13 protein-coding genes are annotated in these 16,860 nt (G+C 50.9%); 3 read left to right on the top strand and 10 right to left on the bottom strand.

Going from position 1 to position 16,860, the window contains the following annotated elements; translation table 11 throughout:
* Positions 1–341 precede the first annotated feature (341 nt).
* Positions 342–1,412, top strand: coding sequence for a LacI family DNA-binding transcriptional regulator (locus BMY09_RS08640; RefSeq protein WP_091356684.1), 1,071 nt, complete (start codon positions 342–344; stop codon positions 1,410–1,412).
* Positions 1,413–1,594: 182 nt separating this feature from the next.
* Here BMY09_RS08640 and BMY09_RS08635 read toward each other — a convergent pair whose 3' ends face one another.
* The gene (locus BMY09_RS08635; protein WP_245756533.1) at positions 1,595–2,563 is read right to left on the bottom strand and encodes a carbohydrate porin; all 969 of its coding nucleotides are present in this window, start codon (positions 2,561–2,563) and stop codon (positions 1,595–1,597) included.
* Positions 2,564–3,092: 529 nt separating this feature from the next.
* Between BMY09_RS08635 and pgi the strand changes: the two genes are divergently transcribed.
* Positions 3,093–4,724, top strand: coding sequence for a glucose-6-phosphate isomerase (gene pgi, locus BMY09_RS08630; RefSeq protein ID WP_091356683.1), 1,632 nt, complete (start codon positions 3,093–3,095; stop codon positions 4,722–4,724).
* Positions 4,725–4,905: 181 nt separating this feature from the next.
* Here the strand turns inward: pgi and BMY09_RS08625 are convergent, their stop codons facing one another.
* The 9 genes from BMY09_RS08625 to edd form a co-directional block, all read right to left on the bottom strand.
* Positions 4,906–5,844 carry a helix-turn-helix domain-containing protein gene (locus BMY09_RS08625; RefSeq protein WP_091357137.1) on the bottom strand — a complete coding sequence of 313 codons (939 nt, stop codon included), beginning with the start codon at positions 5,842–5,844 and terminating at the stop codon, positions 4,906–4,908.
* 116 nt (positions 5,845–5,960) lie between these two features.
* Complete coding sequence (locus tag BMY09_RS08620; RefSeq protein ID WP_091356680.1) at positions 5,961–7,076, bottom strand: ABC transporter ATP-binding protein; 1,116 nt, start codon at positions 7,074–7,076, stop codon at positions 5,961–5,963.
* 36 nt (positions 7,077–7,112) lie between these two features.
* Positions 7,113–7,991 (bottom strand): carbohydrate ABC transporter permease, encoded by an 879-nt coding sequence (locus BMY09_RS08615; protein WP_091356678.1) that lies wholly within the window; start codon positions 7,989–7,991, stop codon positions 7,113–7,115.
* Positions 7,984–8,847: a carbohydrate ABC transporter permease gene (locus BMY09_RS08610; protein WP_217647416.1), complete on the bottom strand. Its 864-nt coding sequence runs from the start codon at positions 8,845–8,847 to the stop codon at positions 7,984–7,986. Before BMY09_RS08610 ends, BMY09_RS08615 begins: the two co-directional genes overlap by 8 nt.
* A 212-nt stretch (positions 8,848–9,059) precedes the next feature.
* Positions 9,060–10,319 (bottom strand): ABC transporter substrate-binding protein, encoded by a 1,260-nt coding sequence (locus BMY09_RS08605; protein WP_091356674.1) that lies wholly within the window; start codon positions 10,317–10,319, stop codon positions 9,060–9,062.
* A 238-nt stretch (positions 10,320–10,557) separates the two neighbouring features.
* Complete coding sequence (locus BMY09_RS08600; RefSeq protein WP_245756532.1) at positions 10,558–12,003, bottom strand: ATP-binding protein; 1,446 nt, start codon at positions 12,001–12,003, stop codon at positions 10,558–10,560.
* On the bottom strand, positions 12,000–12,722 hold the full coding sequence (locus BMY09_RS08595) for a response regulator (protein WP_091356668.1): 723 nt from the start codon (positions 12,720–12,722) through the stop codon (positions 12,000–12,002). The genes BMY09_RS08600 and BMY09_RS08595 overlap by 4 nt, the downstream gene beginning before the upstream one ends.
* Positions 12,723–12,867: 145 nt before the next feature.
* A complete protein-coding gene (locus tag BMY09_RS08590; protein WP_091356665.1) occupies positions 12,868–13,833 on the bottom strand; it encodes a glucokinase in 966 nt (321 codons plus the stop codon).
* Complete coding sequence (gene edd / locus BMY09_RS08585; protein ID WP_091356662.1) at positions 13,834–15,660, bottom strand: phosphogluconate dehydratase; 1,827 nt, start codon at positions 15,658–15,660, stop codon at positions 13,834–13,836.
* 187 nt (positions 15,661–15,847) lie between these two features.
* Between edd and gap the strand changes: the two genes are divergently transcribed.
* The gene (gap, locus tag BMY09_RS08580; RefSeq protein WP_091356660.1) at positions 15,848–16,852 is read left to right on the top strand and encodes a type I glyceraldehyde-3-phosphate dehydrogenase; all 1,005 of its coding nucleotides are present in this window, start codon (positions 15,848–15,850) and stop codon (positions 16,850–16,852) included.
* The last annotated feature ends 8 nt before the right edge of the window (positions 16,853–16,860 follow it).

Genomic DNA, 16,860 nt, shown 5'->3' with positions numbered 1-16,860 from the left:
AAGCAGAGCTAAACTTCAAAATGCTGACAGGGATTGTTTTTAACCCGACAATGGCTTTTCAGACGCTCGATTGAGCCTGACAAAGAAAGCCTGTCGCGTTAAGTAAAAGAGGTAAAGTTAATATTAAACAATAAGTTAAAAAATCCACTTCTGTTTCAGAGAAGCCTGTTACGGCAGACCGGTATGACCTGATATCAGAGTAAGTCATATCACTCCATCTCTTAAGCCATATAACAATAAGAATGCATCCATTATGAAACTGATTGCTTATTTAAAATGTTTCACCCATGAAACATTAAAGAGAGAACCTCTGACGGCTCTTCACAGCGGAGACTCAGGCTATGATCGCTGACAGCAAAAAAGCACCCCGCCCCACTATCCGGGATGCAGCTAACCATATAGGTGTCTCAACAGCGACTATTTCGAATGCATTCAATCATCCGGATCAACTCTCACCGGAGCTGCGCGAACGCATCTTGTCTGAGTGCCAGCAACTGGGATATCGCAGCTCTGGCTCCCCCCGTAAAGCAGATTGCAGCGGTAGCCAGGGTGTGATTGGCATAGTTTTGCCAGATTGCCTCAGCTATAACCTGAACGACAGTGTTGCCAATCAATTCCTCAACGGCGTGACCACCGAGCTGGAGAGTCAGCATCTGAGCATGCTACTGATCCACTCCCGGGAGCTATCCAGCACCAACCAGGTACGCCGGTTACAATCAACCGTCGATGGCTTTATTGTCTACGGCCATATTGAGGACGACGCCATTTTTGATCAGCTCACGCTGCAAAGCAAAAAACTGATTGCCGTCGACTGCGCTATGGGGGATCACAGCAGCATCGCCAGTGACAATTTCGGCGGCGCGTTCAACAGCGCAGATCTGGCACTGCAGCACTGTCCGAAATACCCCGCCATACTGGGATTACGCATCATCAACTCCAAACATGTGTGTCGTGTCTACAACGATAACGATCTGTTCAGCAACACCATTTCAGTCGCGGCGCTTCGCCTGCAGGGTTACCGTCGGGCGCTGAGTGAACACAATATGATTTTGCCCAATGAGCGACTCTGGCATATCCCGGATAACACGGAAGCCTCAGCCCTGCTTGCCGTGCGTGAAGCGCTGCACTGCACCCCCCGGCCGGATGCCCTTTTTTGCATGACCGACACCTATGCATTAACTGCCATAAAAGAGGCAACCCGAATGGGAATCAGAATCCCACAAGAGCTTAAAATAATAGGTTTTGATGGCGTCCCCGAATCGCTTACCAGCTCCCCCTCACTGACAACCGTTAAGCAGGATAACTTTGCCAAAGGTGAGATTGCAGCAAGCCTGTTTACAAAACCAACCCCTCCTCGCGAAACAATACTGCCAACTGAGCTGCTTATCCGCGAAAGCTGCCCCATGCCCTGATCCAGATATAAAAAAACCGACAGGCATCAGAGATCTCTGTCGGCAAATGGCACAGAAGCTTATGTGTTAGCGCTGCCAGCAGCCGCCAGTCGATAAACTCCTCAGGTGAATCAGTCCCGGCGAGATGACACAATGGGAAGGGGTTCCATTGCACCAAACCGCCAGGGGGATAACATCAGTGTTTAAAACGTATAGTTTAAGCGCACACGCAGTGCTGTCGCTTCATCATCAGTGACATTATCAGCTGACGAGAAAGAGCCTGCAAAGGTAACCGTTGCGCCTTCGATATCCAGCAGCGGAACGCTGTACGCCAGATAAGCGGTGGTGACGTTTGGATCGGTATTGCTGCCCTGATCAACATCTGAACGAATGACACCGGCACCGAAGTTACCGTAAACCATGTTGGCAATGTATGAGGTGACCTTTTCGTCACTGTTTTCATCTTTTGAGCGGGCAGCTGCGATATTGATATTAGCTGCACCCAGATCAAAGTTAGTGCCGATACCGAAACCACTTTTATCCTGAGTACCACCAGCGGTCAGATCATATTTAACTTTCTCGTAACCCGCAAAGAGACTGAAACCCTCGGTACTCCAGGTGATAGAAGGGCGTACGCCGGAAACCGCTGTCGTGTCATCGCCCGAAGCATTCTCATCACCAAAAATGGTTGCCAGTTCAAACTTAACATTGTCGTTTGCATTGTAGTGCAATGCGAACTGGCCGCCGCCATCACCGATACGACCACGTACCATATTGGCTTCATAGACGCTCACACCGCCCGCATGAACAATCAGGGTATCTTTTGCTTTCGGGAACAGGTTTACCGCTTCAAAGCGCCCGGCCTGCAGATCCCAGGTTTTTGAGCCGAACTGAACATAGGCGTCATCAACAGAGGTTGTGCCATCAACGGTGAGCAGCACGGTCCCTTTTGCCTGAACAAAATATTCGCCTTTTTCACGACGGGAAAGCACGTTGACCTCGACCCGACCATTCTGATCATAAGTCGTATCTGCGGCTGCAGTATCCGTAGCATCAGTATCCAGTTCGAGGTTAGCATTGAAATCGGTACCGGCCATGCTCTGACTGGACAAAGCCACCAGAATAGCCGCTCCAAGCATCGACTTTACAAACTCTTTCTTATTGTAATTCACTTCATACTTCTCCGTCTTTTTTTATAGGTAACCGGAAATAAAGTATTAACTTCCGGTTATCACTGGAAGATAAAATATTCAGGATCAATAAATCCTTCGATAGATATTATGAAAACGAATGACAGCCGCAATAAAAACCATCTAAACACTGCATCTTAAATATCTAAAACGTTCTAAACACTTACTAAAACGATAAAAAATTTAGTAAACATACAACGTTTCCATAAAAACCAGCATCTGCCATACAGACGGATAGAACGAAGAAGTGCAGAGCCTCCCCCCACCATTCACGGCTCACGCACAAACAGTACACAGATACAACTATTTTGTTTTTATTACATATAATTAGTGATATATTGTTAATTAAAGTTAGTATTTATACGTTATGTTACATTAAAAGCTATCTGATAGTAGCTCCCCGGTGCTACCGGTCGACCTGTCTGCTATCAGATATGACATCGACAACATGATAAAAAGACAGCGTTAACAGCGCCTTTAATCAAGGCTAACAATAAAAAGAGAGATATTTATGTATCAACTCAGCTCTTCAGTCACCTGGAAAAAACTTGTTAAACTGGCTGAAAAAAACAGCAACGATAAAATTTCAGATTATTTTAAAAACGACCCTGAACGTTTTAATAAAATGAGCCTTCAGCTGGGGGAAATATTTCTGGATTATTCGAAAAATAAGATCAGCGATGAGACACTTAAAACATTAATCACACTGGCAGATCACTCCCCCCTTCATCAACGCCGTGCTCAGATGTTTTCCGGTGATATTATTAACGTAACGGAGAAACGGCCGGTATTGCATACAGCACTGCGCAACCGGGGTGAAGAGCCGGTGGTCGTCAACGGTGAGGATGTCATGCCTGCCATTCGTGCCAGTCTGAAAAAACTGGAAACGTTCAGCAACAAGGTCAGAAGCGGTGAGTGGAAAGGGTTTAGTGGCAAACGGATCCGCAGTATCGTCAACATCGGTATCGGTGGTTCCGATCTGGGCCCCAATATGGTGTGCCGTGCGCTGCTGAACTACAAGCATCCTGAGCTGAGTTTTCACTTTATATCCAACGTCGATGGGCAGCATATTAAGAAAGTGCTGACCAGCCTTGACCCCGAAACCACCCTGTTTATCGTTTCTACCAAAACCTTCTCCACCCAGGAAACACTGCTGAATGCCAGTACCGCACGACGCTGGTTTATGGACAACACCGGTCAGTCTGACATCGGCCAGCACTTTGTTGCCCTGTCGACCAATCAGGCGGCAGCGATGGAGTTTGGTATCCGCCGGGAAAACATCTTCGAGTTCTGGGCCTGGGTGGGTGGGCGTTACTCTCTCTGGTCAAGCATCGGTCTGGCAATCGCCCTGTCCATCGGTTACGACCGTTTTATCGAGTTGCTGGAGGGGGCTTACGAAATGGATCGCCATTTTGTTGAAGCTCCCCTGATCAAAAATATGCCCGTACTGATGGCCCTGATCGGCATCTGGAATATAAACTTCCTGGGGGCAGAAACCCAGGCTATCATCCCTTACGATCAGGCCTTGCACCAGCTTCCGGCATTTCTGCAACAGCTGGATATGGAAAGTAATGGCAAGTCGGTGGATATGGAGGGTCATCCGGTCGACTTTGCAACCGGTCCCATCGTCTGGGGCCAGACGGGTTCGAATGGTCAGCACGCCTTTTTCCAGCTGCTTCACCAGGGTACACGCTTCGTGCCGATCGATTTTATCGCCTCCCTTGAGCCCGACGAGAAAACCGAAGAGCACCACTTTGCCCTGCTCACCAATATGCTCGCCCAGGCCAACGCGTTTATGAATGGAGATCAGCAGGAAGGGATCCTCGACTATCAGACCTGCCCGGGTAATCGACCCAGTAACACCCTGCTGCTGGATCGGTTAACACCCCACAACCTGGGCGCGCTGATCGCCCTGTATGAGCATAAAGTGTTTGTGCAGGGAACGATCTGGAATATCAACTCATTCGATCAGTGGGGGGTGCAACTGGGTAAGCGCCTGGCGACTGAGATCAGCCGTAATATTGAGCTGAAGAGTTCTGAGTATGACCCATCAACTCAGGGGCTGATGAATATTGTACGCAGTAAAATGGGGACTAAACAGCCAGCGAAACCCGCTCCTAAGCGATCGAAGCAAGGCTCATGAAGCACCAAAAACTGCACGTTAGCAGCTTTAAAATGGTAAAACCAGACGGGCCTCTATGGCCCGTCTTCTATCTGCTATATCCGGCTATACCGGTGTCTGCATATCCAGCAGACAGCTGTCCACACATCGCCATGGAGCTTCAGCGGGTTTATCGTCAGTCTCAGTAATAATGCCTCAGGGGTTACTGACTGACCAAAAGGCCGCTGGCACCGCTGAAAGACTTATAGCCGTATAAAGATTTCAAAGCGACCCTGCGATATTCAGAGGGCGTCATTTTTTTCACGTCGTAAAATCGACGATTGAAGTTGGCAATATTATTAAAACCGACATCAAAACAGATCTCAGTAATCGACCGGTCACTGTGGGTAAGCTGCTCACATGCCTTATTAATCTTAATTCCATTAACAAAATCAATATACCGGCAACCAGTCTCCCGCTTAAATAACCGGGAGAAATGCCCGACACTCATGCCAATATGTGCGGCCACCTGCTCCAGCGTAATCCCGGTATTATAATTTTCAATAATGTAGGCTACCGCCTGGTCCAGTCGTACTGATTTGGTATCATCTTTACAGGACAAATAGGCAGCATCAGACAACACCCGGTATTCAGTCACCGCAGCCAGCAGATCAATCAAAAACCAGAATCGCAGCACCCGACGAAAACCGGATAACGCTGCAATATCATCAAAAATCTGTTGAATGTTGGCAATCGCATCAACATCAAGAAACTCAATACCGTATTGCGCTCTCTCCCAAAAAGGGGTCAGCGCCTGCATTTCCGGCACCCCCTTAGTATGAGCTGAAACAAGCTCCGGTGAGAAGTTGATTATCCGCTCGGTGCAGCCCTGGTCATCATTATCACCTGACTGGTTAACCCAGCAATGTGGCAGATTCGGACCAATCAATATCAGACTCTGAGGAGCAAAGTGCCCCATATAGTCACCCACAAACACTCGCCCTTCGCCATCAGTCGTCAGGTGTAACTCATAGTCATCATGATAGTGAAGACAGTTATCCTGAGTGGCTGACTTATCCTGTTCAAAGTATCGTATCGACGTCCCTCCCATAGAATCTAAGGGCTTAAACGCTGGTTGAATTCGCTCTTTATTCCTGATCATAGATCGCTCATCCCAATAACAGAACAGGGAAAGCCAGGCTAGCTTAGGCTGGCTCTCCATAGATTGCAGGGTCATTTATAGCTAAAACAAAATACACCTCACTGCAGCTATCTGATTTAAAGCAATCTTTTTTCTGTCCTGGGATCAAACAGCACCGCTTTCGACATATCCACCATAAACTCCATATCACTACCGGCGGGCTTCTCCTCCATCGGGTGAACCCGGCAATCAACCTCCTGACCATTCAGGTTAATCAACACCAGGGTATCGGGACCGGTGGGTTCAGCCACGGCGACCTTTGCGGTAAAACGGGCAACACAGCTCTGCTCCTGTTTATGGGGGATCACATGAGTGATCTGCTCAGGACGAATTCCCAGTATCACCTCTTTGCCGATCCACTCCTGCAGTGAGCTATCACCATGCTGCAGTGGCAGAAAATAACGTTCATCATCTGAAGTTGTCACACTCAGACCATAACCATCGTCAATACACTCCAGCGTGCAGGTGAGAAAGTTCATTGCCGGTGAGCCCATAAAGCCCGCAACAAACATATTCGCAGGGTCATCGTAGATCTGCTGCGGAGTACCAAACTGCTGAACTTCTCCGTCCTTCATTACTGCGATTCGGTCCGCCAGAGTCATCGCCTCAATCTGATCGTGGGTAACATAGACAATGGTGGTTTTCAGACGCTGGTGCAGTTTTTTAATTTCAGTGCGCATCTCAACCCGCAGTTTGGCGTCCAGGTTAGACAGCGGTTCATCAAACAGATAGATCTTTGGATGACGTGCCAGCGCCCGCCCCATCGCCACCCGCTGACGCTGACCACCGGAAAGCTCAGAGGGCTTTCGATCCAGCAGATGGCTGATCTGTAACAGATCAGCAACCCGCTCAACTTCTTCCTCCCGCTCACTCTTTGGCACCTTACGAATCTCCAGCGCAAATGAGATATTGCCCCGCACCGTCATACTCGGGTAAAGCGCATAGGATTGAAACACCATCGCGATATCGCGGTCTTTCGGCGCTAATCCGGTCACATTCGTACCACCGATATGAATATCACCGGAGCTGACATCCTCAAGCCCGGCAATGCTATTCATCAGAGTCGATTTACCGCAACCGGACGGCCCCACCAGAATCAGAAATTCACCGTCATTAATACTCAGATCAATGCCTTTGAGTACCTCGACTTTACCGTAGTTTTTCTTAACACTTGAAATCTCTAACGTAGCCATAACCTTGTACCTGTTATTATTTTTAATCTGTCTGGATCAGCCTTTCACCGCTCCCGCGGTCAGACCACGAACAAAATACTTACCCGCCAGGACATACACCACCAGAGTAGGCAGCGCGGCAATCATCGCCGCAGCCATATCAACGTTGTACTCCTTAACCCCGGTTGAGCTATTGACCAGGTTGTTTAGTGCGACCGTGATGGGCTGGGTATCCCCGCCGGAGAACACCACACCAAACAGGAAGTCATTCCACACCTGAGTGAACTGCCAGATAATACAGACAACAAAAATGGGGGTTGATAGCGGCAAAATAATGCGCCAGAAAATGGTAAAGAAACCGGCTCCATCGATCTTCGCTGCGCTCACCAGTTCACTGGGCACCGAGACATAGAAATTACGGAAGAACAGCGTGGTAAAGGCCATCCCGTAAACGATATGCACAAACACCAGACCGGTTGTGGTATTCGCCAGCCCCAGCCATCCCAGGGTTTGCGCCATCGGCAGAATCACCACCTGAAACGGAATAAAGCAGCCAAACAGCATCAGGCCAAAGAAGATATCGCTGCCGCGAAACTTCCACTTGGTCAGCACATAGCCATTCAACGCGCCAAGAAAGGTGGAGATCAGCACCGCCGGAATAGTGATCTGAAATGAGTTCCAGAAAAACGCCCCCACCCCCTCACAACTCACGCCGGTACAGGCTGAGGACCAGGCCTTTACCCAGGCATCCAGCAGAAACTCCTCGGGCCAGGAGATCAGGTTACCGGCGCGGATATCGGCCATACTTTTCAGCGAGGTTAACAACATCACGACCAATGGCAAAAGATAGAACAGCACCGCTAACAGCAAGACCGCATACAGCGCCATTCGGCCGACCCTGATACTACGGGCGTTGGTATAGATTGAATCAGGCATTGTTTTTACCCCGCAGTTCGGAATAGAGGTAGGGGATCAGAATCGCCAGAACCACACCGAGCATCATCATCGCACTGGCGGACCCCAGACCGATCTGTCCCCGACTGAAAGTGGTCACATACATAAATGTCGCCGGCAGATCGGTCGCATAACCAGGCCCACCACCGGTCAGCGCCATCACCAGATCGAAGCTCTTAATCGCAATATGGGAAAGGATAATAAAGGCACTGAAAAATACCGGCCGCAGATGGGGCAGAATAATACGACGATAGATCATCGGCATACTGGCACCATCCAGTTGCGCTGCTTTAACGATCGAGCCGTCAACACCTCTCAGGCCAGCAAGAAACAGCGCCATCACAAAACCGGATGACTGCCATACCGCTGCAATCACCAGGGTATAGATCGCCATATCCGGGTTAACCAGCCAGTCAAACTGAAAGCTCTCATAGCCAAAGTCATGCAGCAGTTTTTCCAACCCCAGGCCCGGGTTAAGAATCCACTTCCAGGCGGTACCGGTAACGATAAAAGAGAGCGCCATCGGGTATAAGAACACCGTGCGGATTGAACCCTCTGCACGAATCTTCTGATCCAGCAGAATCGCCATAACCACACCGATGAACAGACAGATCAGGATAAACAGTCCGCCGAAGATAACAATATTCAGCGAAGCCACCGACCAGCGATCGTTGTCCAGCAACTTCTCGTACTGGGCAAAACCGACAAAGTTATAGTTGGGCAAAAAACGTGATTTAGTCAGGGACAGCACCCCGGTCCAGATAACATAGCCATATATAAACAGCAGCGTCATCACTACCGTGGGCGCCAGCACCAGTTTCGGCAGCCAGCGCTGCATCAGATCTAACAGATTAGAAGAACCTGCCCCCTGTGCGGATGAGTCTGCCAATAGGCCCCTGGTGGACAGGGTGCCGGCAGCATCGGAAGTAGCATTCGTCTTCATAGAGGTCATCCTCATACGAGTTTGGAGAGGGGTATCACCTATGGCGATACCCCGGAACCGCTCCCTAAGGAGCATTCAAGCAGAAGTGAGAAGTTTAGATAAGCGCTTTAGATCGCCGCTTTAACTGCCCGGGCCAGCTTTTCGGTTGCCTGTTCAGGCGTCAGCGAATCGCTGTTGAAGTAGTTGGTGACGACATCGTAGATGGCGCCCTGAACCGCAGAGGTGGTGGACATACCGTGAGCCATGCTGGGCACCAGACCACCCGACTTTGCCGTGGCGACAAAGTCATCCATCGATTTATGAGCACAGCTGTCGAATTTATCTCTTGGCATTCCCAGACGGGCCGGGATCGATCCCTTGTTGAGATTGAAGGTTTCCTGAAATTCAGGCTCCATAATCAAACGGGCCAGATCGGCCTGAGCCTGCTTATCATCGGCATCTTTGAGATCAAACATCGCAAAACTGTCGATATTGAAGGTGAAGCCATTCTGCGTATCGGGTGCAGCCACACAAAGATAGTCTTTACCAGGCTGCTTACCGGCGGCAGTAAACTCCCCCTTAGCCCAGTCACCCATCACCTGCATGGCAGCCTTACCATTAATCACCATTGAGGTGGCAATATTCCAGTCACGTCCGGCCGCATCGGCGTCAATGTACTGGTTTAAACGCTTAAAGGTTGCCAGAATTTCAGTCATTTTAGCGCTCGTCAGTACACTCTGATCATGCTCTACAAACGCTTTGCGATAGAAATCTGCACCACCCATGCCCAGGGCAACCGCTTCAAACAGGGTCGCATCCTGCCAGGCCTGACCACCATGGGCTAAAGGGATAAAACCAGCCGCCTTAATCTTATCGGCGGCAGTGAAAAACTCTTCCCAGGTGGTTGGAACTTCAGCCCCTGATTTTTTGAACACCTCAGGGTTGGCCCAGAGCCAGTTAACCCGGTGAACGTTGACAGGCACCGCCACATAATGGCCGTCATACTTCATGACGTTACTAACCACAGTCGGTAATAGATTATCCCAGCCCGCTTTGTCTGCAACCGCGTCCAACGGCGTGAGAAAGCCCAGCTCAGCCCATTCCTGGATATCTAAACCTTTAATCTGTGCAGCACTTGGGGGATTGCCCGAAACAGCCCGGGACTTAAGAACAGTCATGGCACTTTCACCGCCACCGCCGGCCACAGCAAAATCTTTCCACTGATGACCTTCAGCTTCGAGCAACTGCTTCAGCACAGCGGCAGATTTAGCTTCGCCACCGGAGGTCCAGTAATGGAGGACCTCAACATTACCCGCCTGAGCAGCTATTGAAACCAGACCGGATAACGCTGTCGCTAATACGGCTTTTTTTGCACTTTTAAGACTCATTGACCTTTACCTTTGTTTGTTTTTATTAGGCTTTGAGGTTTTTCCAGTCACATTCGATGACAGGTGATTGCATTAAAGCACGGCCTTTAAAAGGTTAGGGTTACAGCAGGAAAGGAAGTGTAACAAAGTGTTACAAAGAATAAATTAACCTTGAAGAACCAGCGATGCCCATCAAGGGGAAGAGAGCAATAATGCTAAAAACCGCAATACTAAAAACAGGTATGCAAACACCCCTTTTCTAATGCCGTGGTAGTCGGATCAACACTTCCAGCCCACCACCCTCACGGTTATGCAGTTCTAACTCACCCCCATGCGCATGAACAATATTTCGTGCAATACCAAGCCCCAGCCCCGACCCTCCGGTATAACGATTGCGGGATGATTCACCTCTGAAATAGGGTTCAAACACCTGATCAATCATCTCTTCGGGAATACCTGCACCCCGGTCGCAGATCCGCAGCGTGAGCAGATCAGGACTGTTCAGGACAAACACTTCAGCCTGCTGTCCGTAGAAAATAGCATTATCGATCAGATTTCCAAGGCAGCGTTTAAGCGCGATAGGTCGTCCCCAGAAGACCGGCCCCACATCACCAACCACGTTAACATTTCGCCCCTGCACCGCTGCATCATCCTGTAACGCACCCAGCAATGCCATAATATCAGTCGGCCGCACCTCTTCATGAAGATCCGTCCCCCGGGCGCACTCCAGAGCACCAGACACCATCCTGTCCAGCTCTTCCAGGTTGCGGCCAAACGTCTCCCGGTCATGCTCCTTATCCAGCATCTCTGCCCGCAGCCGCAGTCGGGTTATCGGCGTTTTAAGATCATGGGAGATCGCCGAAAACAATCGCTGCCGATCATCAATAAAACGGGTGATGCGTTCCTGCATACGATTAAAGGCCTGAGCTGTTGCCTGAATCTCCAGAGGCCCCTGCACCTTCAGGGGTGGCACATCGATCTCCCGCCCCAACTGCTCCGCCGCTTGCACCAGTTTATCCAGAGGACGGGTGAGCCAGCGAACAATCATCCCGCCCAAAAGCAGCAGGATCACCAGTAACAATCCCAGAAAATAGAGCCGGTCTGCGGGCAGGTAATCGGTCTTAATTAGGAGATCAGGTTTGGGCAGCAACGCCGCCAGATACAACCACTCCCCCTCCTCCATGCCGATCTGAGCGACTAAAATAGGTGGTGATTGGGGATCATAAATAAGACTTTGTTGCGACCATCGTGGCGGAAGATCCAACAACAGCGTCTGATTATTAAACACATGAAGCGTCTCGGGGCGGGAAAAACTGACGATAATCTCCGCTTTATTACCCAGCTTTTTACGTAATCCCTGAATAAAATTATCAATCACGATGCTCTTGAGCTTAGAGTCCTCAATATCTTCAATTGCGATCAGCTCTTTATTCAGTGATACAAAAAAACGGGTCCCCCCCATATCCCGTAGCTGGGACAAAACGATGTGCCGATATTCACTGGGCAGCGCCTTAAAAAAAGTAACGGTAGAGGAAACACTTTCGGCGAGATCCACAGCCATGCTGCTGGCCATCTTCTCATTCTCCCGGTTAATCTCCTGCACCCAGACCAGGTTGCTCATCACCTGAGCCAGCAACACGCCAAGCAACATCACCGCCAGCATTCGACCCAGCAGTGAACGGGGAAACCAGAACCAACGCTTCACATCTCACGCTCGACTTCAACGGATAACACATAGCCCGAGCCCCTGACGGTCTTAATGATGTGGGGGTCTTTGGCATCTTCACCGAGACGTTGTCGCAGCCGGCTTAGTTGCACATCGATACTGCGATCATATGGGCTGGACTCCCGTCCCCGGGTAGCGCCGAGCAGATCGTCACGATTCAGCACTTTATTTGGATTTTCCAGAAACAACAGCAGCAGATTATAGTCGGCCCCGCTCAACGGAATAACTTCACCGGAACTACCGATCAGATCACGGTTAACGGTATCCAGACGCCACTCGGAAAAACAGAAATAGCGCCCTTTCGACCCAGACGTACCCGCCGAGCGACTGCGGCGTAAAACCGCCTTGATCCTGGCCAGCAACTCTCTTGGATTAAAAGGTTTGGCGACATAATCGTCAGCGCCTAACTCTAAACCGACAATACGATCAGTTTCCTCAGCGGACGCGGTGAGCATGATAATGGGCACGTCAGAATCGATACGTACCTGGCGACAAAGACTGAAGCCATCCTCACCCGGCATCATCAGATCCAGAATAATCAGATCAATCTGAGTGGTCTGCAGCTGTTTAATCAGCTGTTCACCGTTTTCAAGCGATAGCGTTTCATAGCCATTCTGGCCGAGGTAAGACCCCAGCAGTTCACGAATCTCATTATCATCATCAACAATCAAAATGCGCTTTGTCTGCTCACTCGACACGATACGTTTCCTTCAAAAAATCCGGGGCTAGGTTCTGTTACAGCCACGTTGCCTGACACTCAACATCAGTGCCGCCTGTCCAGCCTGAACAGCGTGCAGGCCCTAATGGGCAGTCATTATGATGAACAGATTATAGTCTAACAACTCAGCCGGCCACTTCACTGTTATCCAGTGCCGCCGCCGCACCCAACAACCCAGGATTATCTGCGATACAGAGCCAGACCGGAACCGCCTGCATGTAAGCCGTAAAACGTCCTTTGTCTTCAAAGGCCCGCCGGAAGTCACTCTGAAGGAAAAACTCAACCACCCTCGGCAATATTCCACCACAGAGATAAACACCTCCCCGGGCCCCCAGCGTTAATACGTTATCACCCGCCACGCCCCCCAGAATACGACAAAACCGGCTTAGCGCCTCTACCGCAACAGGATCACTTCCCTCTACCGCAGCAATACTCACGGCCGCGGGCGAATCACAGACGATCTCGCTTCCCCGCAGCTCTGATAAGATCTGATACAGATTCAGCAACCCCTGGCCGCAGAGAATCCGCTCAACCGAGACCCGGCCAAAACGGGCGACCAGTGCTCGCCACAGATCGATCTCAACGTCATCTGCAGGGGCAAAACTGATATGCCCCCCCTCCGTTGATAAGGGAATCCAGTCATCATTGGCTTTGACTAATCCGGATACCCCCAGCCCGGTTCCCGGGCCGATGACCAGTCGCGCTGCACCCTCAAGAGAGCGACCAGCGCCCACCTGAATTTTCTCATCCTCAGCGATATGCAGCATCCCCAGCGCCATCGCGGTAAAGTCATTCACCAGCTTCAGCTGTTTCAGGCCAAGCTGTTGCGCCAGACCTGTGCGGCTAAAGTGCCAGTGATTGTTGGTCATGTTAATCACTTCACCCTGCACCGGGCAGGCAAACGCCAGACAGGCCCGCTCAATTCCGGCGATACCGACACGGCTGAAATAGGCGCTGCATGCCGCATCAATATTGTCATACTCAGAACATTGCAGGGTATCCACATGCTCTAACACCACGGAGCCAGGCCGGACCAATGCAAAACGGGCATTAGTGCCACCGATGTCACCAACGAGTGCGTACTGGATCATTCACTTTATTCCAGAAAAATTAAAAACGGTTGCACCCTCTTCTGCACAGCAAACCTGCTCGCGCATCGGCGCAAACAGCTCACGCCCCATCCCATGATGATGTTGTGCCGCAGAAGCTGGCATCGTCAGGCCTCGGGATAACCAGGATGAATCTTCAGCGATCAGTTCCAGAGTGCCAGTGGTCGCATCAACCCGGATCAGATCACCATCGGCCACCTGCGCCAACGGCCCACCCAGACTGGCTTCTGGCCAGACATGGATCGCAGCCGGCACTTTACCCGATGCGCCGGACATCCGTCCATCGGTCACCAGCGCCACCTTAAAGCCCCGGTCCTGCAGCGTACCTAAAAAGGGCGTCAGCTTGTGTAACTCTGGCATACCATTGGACGTTGGCCCCTGATAACGCACCACGGCAACAAAATCACGCTCCAGCTCACCCCGCTCGAAGGCCGCACCGATCTCATTCTGATCTTCAAACACAATCGCCGGGGCTTCGACGATTTGATGTTCAGGTGCAACGGCAGATACTTTAATCACACCGCGACCGAGATTACCCTGCATCAGTTTCAACCCACCATCCGGGCTGAAGGGTTGCTCCACGGAACTCAGCACGGCAGGGTCCAGCGATTCCTGCACCCCTTCGCGCCATACCAGTTTGCCATTCTCAAGGAAGGGCTCCTGAGTGTAGCGTGACAACCCCTGCCCCACGACGGTCATGACATCTTCATGCAGATAGCCGCCAGCCAGCAGTTCACGGACCAGATAACCTACACCACCCGCCGCCTGAAAGTGGTTGATATCCGCTTCACCGTTGGGATAAACCTTTGCCAGCAAAGGCACGACAGCAGACAGGTCAGAAAAATCATCCCAGTTAATAATCACCCCCGCTGCCCGGGCGATCGCGATCAGGTGCATGGTATGGTTGGTGGAGCCGCCGGTTGCCAGCAAAGCAACCACCGCATTCACCAGAGAACGTTCATCAACAATTTTATACAGGGGAGTGAACTCGCCATTCTGAGCCGTCAGACGAACAGCCTGCCTGGCCGCCTCACGGGTCAGCGCTTCACGCATCTCAGTACCCGGATTAACAAAGGAGGAACCCGGCAGATGCAGGCCCATCACCTCAACCACCATCTGGTTACTGTTCGCGGTGCCATAAAAGGTGCAGGTACCGGCGCTGTGGTAGGAATCGGATTCACACTGCAGCAATGCATCACGGCCCACCTTTCCTTCGGCATAGAGCTGGCGAATCTTAGCTTTCTCCTTATTCGGCAAACCGCTCGGCATGGGGCCTGCTGGCACAAACAGCGTTGGCAGATGGCCAAATCGTAATGCACCAATAAGCAAGCCGGGCACGATTTTATCGCAGACACCGAGATAGAGCGCAGCATCGAACATATTGTGCGACAAGCCCACCGCGGTCGCCATCGCAATCACATCACGGCTGAACAGACTCAGCTCCATACCGGGTTGCCCCTGGGTGACACCATCGCACATAGCGGGCACCCCCCCGGCAAACTGTGCCACAGACCCCAGCTCATGCACCGCTTCACGAATCTGATCAGGAAACTGTTCAAACGGCTGATGGGCGGACAACATGTCGTTATATGACGAAATAATACCAACATTCACCGCGTTAACCATTTTCAGCGCCTGCTTATCTTCAGCCCCGCAGGCTGCAAAACCGTGCGCCAGATTACCGCAGGATAGACGGGCCCGGTGCACCCCCCTCTCTTCTGCGCCTTGCATCTGGCTTAAATAGTCTTCACGGGTTGCCCGGCTGCGCGCAATGATTCGATCTGTAACCTGTTTAACAACGGTGTGCATAGTAACTCCTGAGCTTCTCTTTGGTCAGACGCAAACTGAGTATAAAGCCTGCAATATAACCTGTGTTCGATACCTTTATATCGGTAAGTTTACTAATTTATTTTTCAAAGCTCCATTGATTTTTGCATAAAACTACGTAATATTAACAACAAATAACACTTACAACGCCAGTACCGAGGTATATTCAATGACAATTCGCGTAGCAATCAACGGATTTGGCCGCATCGGCCGCAATGTGCTCCGGGCACTTTATGAAAATAACTACCGCGATAAAATTCAGGTGGTCGCCATCAATGATCTGGGCGATGCCACTATCAACGCCCACCTGTTTAAGTATGATACGGTTCACGGTCAGTTTACAGGCGAAGTCAGCCACGACGATGAAAATATTGTCGTCAACGGTGACAATATCACCATCAGCGCCGTACGCAATCCAGCGGAACTTCCCTGGAAAGAGCTGAACGTCGATGTTGTTTTTGAGTGTACCGGGCTGTTCACCGAACGCGCTAAAGCCGCGCAACATATCACTGCGGGGGCACGTAAAGTGATTATCTCTGCCCCCGGCAAAAACGTTGATGCCACCGTGGTCTATGGCGTCAACGATCAGATTTTGCGTCAGTCTCACGAAGTGATTTCAAATGCATCCTGCACCACCAACTGCCTGGCACCGGTAGCTCAGGTTTTGCAACAGCAGATCGGTATTGAGAGCGGCCTGATGACCACTATTCACTCCTATACCAATGATCAGAACCTGTCCGATGTCTATCACTCTGATCTGTACCGGGCACGGTCTGCCACTCAGTCAATGATTCCGACTAAAACCGGCGCAGCAGCAGCGGTCGGCCTGGTGCTGCCCGGACTGGCCGGCAAAATTGATGGCATGGCGGTACGGGTGCCTACCATTAACGTATCTCTGGTCGACCTGAGCTTTATCGCCGAACGGCAAACCAGCGTCGATGAAGTCAACCAACTGCTTGCCAACGCTGCCGCCCACTCAGCGGTGCTGGGTTATAACGAAGCTCCGCTGGTGTCAGTTGACTTTAACCATAACCCGCTTTCCTCAATCTTCGATGCCTCTCAAACCAAGGTATCCGGACGACTGGTAAAAGTGATGTCCTGGTATGACAACGAGTGGGGGTTCTCCAACCGTATGCTGGATAACACTCTGGCCCTGATGCACGCGCCAGCCTGAGGAAATGA

This window comes from Amphritea atlantica, assembly GCF_900111095.1.
Taxonomy (GTDB): domain Bacteria; phylum Pseudomonadota; class Gammaproteobacteria; order Pseudomonadales; family Balneatricaceae; genus Amphritea; species Amphritea atlantica.
Note: the sequence above shows the minus strand (reverse complement) of the source record. Positions and strands in the feature narration are given on the sequence as shown.